Raw genomic sequence first — 9,300 nt, 5'->3', positions numbered from 1 at the left:
TTTTTTTTGTAGAGGCAAGTGCTTAATTTCTTCTCGGCTCAAGTATTCTTCCCCACCAGGAAGTTTTTTCCAAAGTAAAAGGCGATTAATATTTAAGAGATAAGAAGAGTAATTAGCCAGGGTTAAGCCTCTTTTTTCTTCTGTTTTCCATTTAAATTCTACTAGAGGCAAGTGCTTAATTTCTTCTCGGCTCAAGTATTTTTCCCCAGCAGGAAGTTTTTTCCAAAATAAAAGGCGATTAATATTTAAGAGATAAGAAGAGTAATTAGCCAGAGTTAAGCCTCTTTTTTCTTCTGTTTTCTCTTTAGATTCTAAAGTTGAAAGAGACTTGGCTAAAGTAAAGATTTGCTTAAAGATTGCATTTACCTTTGCTGCTTCAGTAAGCTTTTCTTCTAGCTTATAAATCCTATCTACAATAAGAGCCTGCTCCTTAACATTTCCTTGAGGAACATGCACTTTACCTATTTGTTTATAAAGAGAAGGCATCAATTCAGAAGCCAACAGATGATGCCATCTTTTACAGACGCTAAATAAGGAAGGAACTACACAAGCCTCTAAGATAGGGAGCAGCAATTCATTGGGCAAGCTTTCAATAGATGCCGGAGAGATAGGATGCATTTTATTTCCTTGGGTAGTGATGACTTTTTTAGCATTTTTATTTTTCAAAGGCAATATAAAAAAATTAAAAAAGCAAGTCAAACCAATTCGTATCCTTATCAATGAAAAACAACTCACAAATGATCTATCAGCGCTTTTGTTTCAAATAGATTCAAGGAAAGGGCGGAGACCTTCCAGGCATTTAGGAGCAGCCACAGGTTTTGGAGATTAAGTGACGCGGCAATTTTGGTTTGGCTAAAAGAATGAAATTGATTCTTTCTAACGAAGACAAAAAAGCAAATCAAAGTTTATCAAGAGAAAGAGTTGCCAATGAAAATGTCATTGGCCTCCTTAAGCGATTTAAAAACATAGCAGATCGCTATAGAAATAGACGTAAAAGATTTGCACTTCGCTTCGACTTAATTGCAGCAATCTATAACTGGGAATTGAATATGTGAGTTTCGAAAAAGGCCTATTGAATAGTATGCAACCTTCATACGAACAGCTAGTTAGAAAAAATACAAAGCTAAGAGCTGAAAATGCGCAGTTAAAAGCCGTGGATAAATAGATCGAAAAAGATAATCATTAAGCTTGAAGCGCGTATTGTCCAGTTGGAGGCTTAAGCTTAATCAAAATTCCAGGAATAGCTCCAAGTCGCCATCCACTGATCAAAAAGCTAATCGTTACCTTACACCTACATCGGAAAAATGATTGCTTCTTGACTCGACGCTTCTTTTTTTAGCTTAGCTATTTTGCTTGCATGCTTTTGGGTAATCAATCTAACCATGGAAGAAGAAGCTTCAATTCCATAATGCTCCTTCATCTTTTCCCCTAATTTTCTAAACGCAATATCTGCTCCAAAGTCGGTTATTGCTCGCTCTAATGGTAAAAAACACTCTCTACATCTAACCTTAGAAGATAAAGAAAAGGGTCTAATCAATTTTCCTGCTTGTAGGAAGCATCTCTCTTCCATACCTACTATCCCAAATGTTGTATGCCAACTTAGTTTTTTTTTGAGTGCTGCCTTAATTTCATTTCCCGAGTCTTGGCTTCTTGTTCATTTACTTGATGCTTTGCCCAATCCTCTAGGCATTTTTTCCCTAAGCCTCTAACTTCGGGAATAAGAGCAAATTCAGCATCATCCGCCACTTCAATCCCTTTAATTCCTTCGGTAATATCTAATAATTCTCTAATGGATTCTAATAAGTTGGGATGATTCTTTAATCGATTTACTACATTATTAACTTCTTCTTCGTTAAGCATATGCAACCTCCTTTTGCTACGCTTTCAGTAGGTATTAATTCTTCCTTATCTTGCCAACACTTTTAATTACACCCTCTACCAGAAAGTATAGTAATATTTCCTTGACGAAATAAAGAAAGCTCATTTAAAAGTCTAAATTTGTTTTTTTAACAAAACTATTTGTGATTTAACTCTCTCTTCTAAGGAATAAAATTATGCAAATTTCCTCCCCTCTAGACTATGATTATTCCCGCCCATCATTCACACTGCGATGCTTCTTTAAATCCGGTGAGCAGCGAGATGGCAAGGATTAAAAGGGAAGTCTATCGCTTAAGAGGACTCATAGGAGCTTTTGATGAGACGATGCAGGAAAGTGCTGCTTTGACAACAGATGTGAGGGATGCCTATTTACAAGAGCTAAGGAAATTAAAGCCCAACTCCTTTTAAATTTTTCTACCTAAATATTAATAGCAGTTATAAAAAAATCAAAAATTTAGAGAATTTATATGCAAGCAACTCCCAGCTTAGGCCTGTCGCCTCGTATTTTTTATCAAGAGCCCCCACTAGAAACAGAAGGTAGTGTGAGCGTGTTATCTGCTTCTCCAATTATCGAGGAAGACAAAGGCTCTCCTTCCCCATCTCCTCTTAATACCTCTATATTCTCAATCAAAGGTACGTCTGAGGAAAAGCTTTTAATGCAGCGCCTGACAGCCTATTTAGGTAGAGAAAAAGATTTATTAGGAGAAACTCTGGCCCACCTTCATGCCGAGTCTTCTCTTTATACCTCCGAGGAAAAAAGTAAACTAGCTAAGCTTTTGCCTGCTCTGAAGCTACCCTGGTTTATAGTCACAGAAGAGCAAAGAAAGGAAATAGTAGAACAGGGGATAAGTGTGGCTTCATATCCACGTTTACAACCTTTTCATAAAGTCTTAGCTGCTATTGTAGAGACTATAGCCTCAATTACAACTTCCTCCTTTAAAGACAAGCTAAAAATCTTAGAGGCCTATTATACTAACTTTATAACTCAGCTCCTTGAGGCCTCTAGCTTAAGAGAGCGAGAGGCTTTGCTAGCCTTGAAAGCCCAAGTCTGTGGGGATTCCGTGGGTTTTCTTCTCCTTGATATAAACAAAGCGCGCGCTATGCTTTCTATCGATGAGCTAGGCCTGCCTTGCCGCACCAATACCCATGGCAGGCATGCCGTCGCTTCTTTAGAAGGCTTACACTGTAAAGCTAATCCTACTGCTGCTGTGGTCTCTGATTATCTAAACCCTGCTTGGGAATATGCGGCTACTTCTTTAACTCAAGCTTTTTCTCTCACCTCTTTAATTGCAGCTCCTACCTCTTTCCTTAAAATCTCCAACGTCTTAACCTTCAACTGGCAAGCCTCTTTGGATCAGGAAGCCAAAAAAGCTTTTAAGCAGCAACTATGGCAGGGCAAAACCTCTCAGCAAATCTTCAAAGATCAGCCTGAGCTTAAAGAGAAATTATGCAAGGTTGCTTATTTGGAAGCCCGTACAGTACAGGTAGGCTATACCATCGGGCATGCTAATGAAAGTATACGTCCTCAAGCTATCTTGTTAGCTGACCTTATTAGCGTTTTAGAAATGTTTGATTTATTGTGTGATGAACGCTTACTGACGGCAGAAGAGGTTATTGAAAGCTGGCCCTTTCTTTTAAAAGAAGTGCATAAGTCTTATCCTTCTAATCCTCAGGAGCTTTTCCGCGCGTATAGAACCTGGATGGAGCAGCTGCCTGAAGAGCAGCTTTTAAGCGAATTTTCTTCTAAGGGAGAGTTTAGCCTAAAATCTGAAGAGCAAGGCTTACGTGCTTTTCATGAAGATTATTTGAAAAGTAAAGAAGAAAATAACTTTTGGCAACTTTTAGCCCTATTAAAGTTACATCCTAAGCTAGCTTCAAAAGCTTCTTTAGCCTCTTTAATCGACCTACCTTTAGCTTTGCGCTGGATCGCTAAGCTTTTTCCAGGAAAGTCTATAGGAGAGCTTTTTTGCCTTATCCCTCCTTTACTAAAAAAAATTGATAAAGAAGCGTTTAGCAGCCTAGTCATCGCTAGCCTCCTTATTCTCCCTAATGATGGTAAGGCCGATAACTACATTATAGAGCTTATTTGGAAAGACCAAGAGATAGAAAGCTTAAGGCTGGCCTGCATTGATAATGACCGCGCTTTTGAGCCTGCTATTATTCCAGCAAAACAAGGACATGGCATTCATTTAAAATGCCTGCCTTTATTGCTTAAAGGATGCATGAGCCAACCGATCGCTAACTCAGTTAAAGAATTCATTTTGATTTTAAAACCACGTGATTTTTTGCTACAATGGATCCAGCAATTAGACCAAAGAAACCAGCAGTACCAAAGGCTTATTCATCAAAAAAACTTAACGAAAGAAGATTTTTTAGATGAAGCAGCCGATAAAAAGCTAGATATTCCCCTTTTACTGCCTAAAGGATTATTGTCTACATTGTTTACAAAATTGCAAATCCTACAAGATAAGCTTAAACAAGATCATGTGACCCATTATGACCTTTTTCAAGCTTTAGAGCCAACTGCTTTTGCCTGCTATCAAGTTTTAATGCAAAGGCATGCTAATCCTTTAGATGCACTGCTAGCCCTACATCGTCAACGCACAAACGTGGAAGCTCTCCTAGAGCCTACCACTTTAACTGCAACGGATACTCTCCCCTTTTTGGTACCATTAGAAGAAGAAGCTAGCGACTTTCTAGCAGCCCTTAACTGGTCAGCCCCTATTCCTACCTTGCTTGATCCCCTGAAGATAGTCAGTGCTCTCTCCTTCTGCCCTCGTCTTCCTCTTTCTTTGATGCAAAAACAGAATTTTTTGCTGATTGCTATCCAACTAGGCAAAGCCTCATTAGTTAAGTTGGCCCTGCACTTAGGAGCTAAAGCTAACCATGCCGATGAAGCTGGACAAACAGCTTTGCATAAACTGATGCGCACCTATGATTCACCTCACTTAGATGAAGGGCAAGTATTTTCCATTGCTGATCTTTTGCTAGCCCAAGAAGATACTAACCCTAATGCTGTCGATGATCAGCATTCTCCTCCTCTTTTTCCTCTCATTAATCGTGCTATCCATGCCCCCACCCGCTTTTCTTTTTTATTAGCCAAGCTGGTTAGCAAGGGAGCAGATTTAGAACACCCTGATCACTTTCATCAAGGAAGAACGCCCTTAGAAAAAGCCATCGCCGATAACAACTTATTGGTATTTATCGAGCTAGCTAAAAAAGGAGCAGGCGTTAAAACGCATCCGGCTAGAATTTTAGAATTTGCCAAAATGCATGCGCAAAACTCTGAGCTAGGAAAGGCTTTGCATCTTTTAGAAGCTCAATTGCCAGCCTTTGCTTACCTGCGCTCTCTTGCACTATTTACCCTACCACGCACTGGCCAAGGCTTTGAATGGGAAGGAGTAGATTCAGGTCGAGCCAAATTACACCCCCTAGTCATGCAACAGCTTCCATTAAATGCAGCCTTAGATTTTATTAAGCTTCCTCGCACCCATGGACGCAGTGCAGTCGTAGCAGTAAGCTATCTACATCGCAAATTGCATTTTAAACCTCACCCTGAGATGGCAGGTAGGGAATATGCAGTAGGAAGTCTCCATCGTGTGCTCATTGGACATGGCACACCGGAAACCGAGCTATTTAAATGCTACAATGCCCGTCGCAACGCTTACCCTCTATTAGTTTCGGAAACAAGTGAAGGACAAAACTTAGATGACGCCTTAAAAGCAGGCAATACGTTAGTTGATTTAGACTTACACCGGGTGCATAATATGATGCTCCTAGCTATGCTAGTTAACCCAGAAGATGGCAAGCCTGATAACTACATCTTGCAATCTTTTATCAATCATCAAGGTGAGCAGAAAGAACAGCTAGTTTGTGTCGATAATGATCACGCTTTGATTCCTTCTTTTTCAACAGAAGGAAAGTTGCAAGTCAAATGCATCCTATTTTGCTTAAACCAAATGCAAGAAGCTCTTCATCCTAAAACAAAAGAACGCTTTTTACAAATTGATCCATTAGAAATATTACGCACTTGGTTAGCAAACTTGGACATACAACAGCAGCGCTATACCAAACTCTTTACCGAAGAAGAGCGCGACTTTGCCTATGCTTACCATAAGCAAAGCCCTGTAATTTCTATTCTCTTACCACCTAGGACGGTAGCTAAAATTTATCAAAAGCTTACCCGCCTGCAAAGAGCTTTAAATAATAATCTTGATCTGACCCCTCTAGAGCTTTTAATCCGCTTAGACCCTCCTTTAGGAAAATATTACGAGCACCTTTTACAAGATACTAGCGCCCAAATCTATAGCCGTTTCTTAAAAGGGCCAGGGCAATTTTACGAAAAAAGCCTTCATGGCTTAGTAACCTCAAGTACCAGTCACTCGCTTTTAAAATCCAGTAATATGCCTACTAAAGATCTAGTTAAGCATGAAGAACGCTATATCCCTAAAGAAGCATTAAAAGAGCTGCAGACTTTAATGAGTCAAAGCCATCCTAACTATCTCCGTGCCGTTGCTGCGTCCATACAAAAAGGAAATATTGCACCTTTTCACGAGCTTTTGACTGATGACTTGCGTGAAAATGCCCTAGCATTTATAGATATTTCTCAGCAAAAGCAAGAACTTGCTCTGCTAAAAGCCATGACCTCCTCCTCTTTTGAGACTTTATCCTTACACCACTGCCAATCTTTAACGGAGGCCCTTTTAAAAAAACTAATCGTAGCTTCTGCTGCCCTTAATAAGCTAGATGCTAGCCATTGCTCCTCTTTAAAGTCTTTTTCTTTCCCCGAATTATCTTGTTTAACTCATCTTAACCTCTCTAACTGCCCTCATCTTTATAAGCTTAGCTTAAAAGCCCCTAAGCTACGTTTTCTTATTTTAAAAAATAATCAAGCCTTGACCTCGCTACAGTTAGACGCCCCTCTTTTAGAGGAACTCGAGCTAGAGGGGTGCCTAAGTCTTTCGGCAAAACAAATTCAAGCTTTAGCTAAAAGCTGTCCTCATCTCAGGCGTATAACTTTGGCTGGCTGTGATCTTTCTTCTTTGCCTCATTATAAGCTTATCCATCAACACCCTTTACTTATTCGATATAACTTAGAAAATTTTTCTTCTCAAGTCATGGAGCAGCTGCAAGGCCTACTTAATAATTCTCTTAATAAATGGTGTTCTAAGACACAAAGGCTACCATACGAGGAGCTCAGCGCTTTACTAGATGGGCTTAGAATAAATAAATCCCTTGTTCACCTAAGTCTTAAAGCAGGGATAATAGATAATGAAGGCAGTATCGCTTTAGCTAAAGCCCTCAAAACGAATACTTCGCTTACTAAACTACTCCTTTCAAGCGATCAGATAAGGAAGGAAGGCGCTAGCGCTTTAGGCAAAGTCTTAGAAATTAATGCCTCAATCACTAAACTAGACCTTTCATGGAATGAGATAGGCAAGGAAGGGGCTAGCGCTTTAGGCAAAGCTCTAGAAAAGAATACTTCGCTCACTGAGCTAAATCTTGATATGAATAAGATAGACAATGAAGGTGCTAGCGCTTTAGCTAAAGCATTAAAGAGTAATGCCTCGTTCACTAAGCTAAATCTTAATAACAATAGGATAGGCTATGAAGGTACTAGCGCTTTAAGCAAAGCTCTCGAAACCAATATTTCGCTCACTGTATTAGAGCTTTATAACAATAGGATAGGCAAGGAGGGCGCTAGCTCTTTAGCTAAAGCCCTCGAAACCAATACTTCGCTTACTGAACTAGACCTTTCAGGAAATGAGATAGGCTATGAAGGTACTAGCGCTTTAAGCAAAGCCCTCGAAACCAATATTTCGCTCACTAAATTAAACCTTAGTTCTAATAAGATAGGCTATGAAGGTACTAGAGCTTTAAGCAAAGCCCTCGAAACCAATACTTCGCTTACTGAACTAGAACTTTCAGAGAATGGGATAGGCTATGAAGGTACTAGCGCTTTAAGCAAAGCCCTCAAAACCAATAATTCGCTTACTGCACTAAGCCTTTCAAGGAATAAGATAGGCTATGAAGGTACTAGCGCTTTAAGCAAAGCTCTCGAAACCAATGCCTCGCTTACTGCACTAAGCCTTTCAAGGAATGAGATAGGCTATGAAGGTACTAGCGCTTTAAGCAAAGCTCTCGAAACCAATACCTCGCTTACTGAACTAGACCTTTCAGGGAATGAGATAGGCTATGAAGGTACTAGCGCTTTAAGCAAGGTCCTCGCAACCAATCATTCGCTTACCCTACTAGTTCTTAACGACAATCAGATAGGCTATGAAGCTGCAAGCGCTTTAGGTAAAGCCCTAGGAACCAATCATTCGCTCACTATACTAAACCTTAAAGGCAATGAGATAGGTCTTGAAGGCGCTAGTGCTTTAGCTAAAGCCCTAGAAACCAATAATTCGCTCACTACACTAGATCTTTACAACAATGAGATAGCCTATGAAGTTGCTAGTCCCTTAGCTATAGCTGAAGCCGATAGGGCTTTAGCTAAAGCCGAAGGCGCTAGCGCTTTAGCTAAAGCCCTAGAAACCAATCACTCGCTCACTGCACTAAATCTTTACAACCATGAGATAGGCAGTGAAGGCGCTAGCGCTTTAGGCAAAGCTCTTGAAAAGAATACCTCGCTTACTAAGTTAAACCTTAGGTCTAATAGGATAGGCTATGACGGCTTTAGCGCTTTAGCTAAAGCACTTGAAACGAATACCTCGCTCACTGAACTAAATCTAAGCGGGAAGAATTTCACAAATTATGAAGCTATTAAGGCTTTAGCTAAAGCCTTGGAAACCAATACTTCACTCACTTCCCTGGGCCTATCTTGGAATATTAATAGCAAAAACCCAACGGTAGCTTTTATCCGTGAATCTTTAAGAAAAAATCAAACGCAGCGACAAGCAGTGGAAGGGCAAAAATCTCAAGCAGCTTCTTTGGCAAAAAAATTGAATTCTAGCCATGATAAGAAGGCGCTAAACCACGAGGTAAATTATATACCTGAGGCTGATCATACTCTTTCTACAGAAAATTTCCTTCCAGGTGAAAGAAGGTTTTTGGATTCTCTTTCTGCTGATTCTGTTTCTCTGCTTGCCTTGCAGCTATGGAATGTGCTCAACGGCTATTTTGCATCAAGCGACTTTCAAGAAGCAGATGATGAAATCAAGAGAACGACAGCTCATTTTCAAATTCAGCTATTAGATCTTCAGCATTGCGATTATTCTCTATTTAGCCAACAAAAGCTTCAGCAGGCTCAAAGTTATTTGATCAATATTTCCTCTTACCTAGCTCACAAAAAGATTATTTCACCCGATTATTTGCTTACGGGGAAAAAAGAAAATAAGGAATGAGAACCTTTATTCTAATCGAGACAAGGGCCGTTCAACAAAAACACCCTTTTCATACCTTAAATAAACTTTTTAGATT

5 protein-coding genes and 1 pseudogene are annotated in these 9,300 nt (G+C 39.8%); 4 read left to right on the top strand and 2 right to left on the bottom strand.

The features are described from left to right. Window positions 1-618: F-box protein (locus DB42_RS02390; RefSeq protein ID WP_044881566.1), on the bottom strand; the 618-nt coding region annotated here is incomplete at its 3' end. Between the two features lie 19 nt (window positions 619-637). Here DB42_RS02390 and DB42_RS02385 point away from each other — a divergent pair. Beyond that, window positions 638-829 (top strand): hypothetical protein, encoded by a 192-nt coding sequence (locus tag DB42_RS02385; protein ID WP_039386416.1) that lies wholly within the window; start codon window positions 638-640, stop codon window positions 827-829. A 43-nt stretch (window positions 830-872) separates the two neighbouring features. Then, a pseudogene (locus tag DB42_RS11580) lies at window positions 873-1,055 on the top strand (IS5/IS1182 family transposase); the annotation flags it as partial. A 544-nt stretch (window positions 1,056-1,599) separates the two neighbouring features. On the opposite strand, the gene DB42_RS02370 reads toward DB42_RS11580, so the two are convergent. Beyond that, entirely contained in the window at window positions 1,600-1,860 is a 261-nt protein-coding gene (locus DB42_RS02370; RefSeq protein WP_044881564.1) for a hypothetical protein, read from the bottom strand. A 219-nt stretch (window positions 1,861-2,079) separates the two neighbouring features. Between DB42_RS02370 and DB42_RS02365 the strand changes: the two genes are divergently transcribed. Together DB42_RS02365 and DB42_RS10235 are read left to right on the top strand one after the other, a co-directional pair. Further along, window positions 2,080-2,286 carry a hypothetical protein gene (locus DB42_RS02365; RefSeq protein WP_044881563.1) on the top strand — a complete coding sequence of 69 codons (207 nt, stop codon included), beginning with the start codon at window positions 2,080-2,082 and terminating at the stop codon, window positions 2,284-2,286. Between the two features lie 59 nt (window positions 2,287-2,345). Beyond that, on the top strand, window positions 2,346-9,224 hold the full coding sequence (locus DB42_RS10235; RefSeq protein ID WP_052435916.1) for a hypothetical protein: 6,879 nt from the start codon (window positions 2,346-2,348) through the stop codon (window positions 9,222-9,224). Window positions 9,225-9,300: the final 76 nt, after the last annotated feature.

This window comes from Neochlamydia sp. EPS4, from assembly GCF_000813665.1.
In the GTDB taxonomy this organism is placed as follows: Bacteria; Chlamydiota; Chlamydiia; order Chlamydiales; family Parachlamydiaceae; genus Neochlamydia.
This window is presented reverse-complemented; position numbering and strand designations above follow the sequence as displayed.

Excerpts from the sequence above, each read along its gene's own strand:
- DB42_RS02385 (WP_039386416.1), top strand. The coding sequence starts at position 638 with ATGACTTTTTTAGCATTTTTATTTTTCAAAGGCAATATAAAAAAATTA.
- DB42_RS02370 (WP_044881564.1), bottom strand. The coding sequence starts at position 1,860 with ATGCTTAACGAAGAAGAAGTTAATAATGTAGTAAATCGATTAAAGAAT.
- DB42_RS02365 (WP_044881563.1), top strand. The coding sequence starts at position 2,080 with ATGATTATTCCCGCCCATCATTCACACTGCGATGCTTCTTTAAATCCG.
- DB42_RS10235 (WP_052435916.1), top strand. The coding sequence starts at position 2,346 with ATGCAAGCAACTCCCAGCTTAGGCCTGTCGCCTCGTATTTTTTATCAA.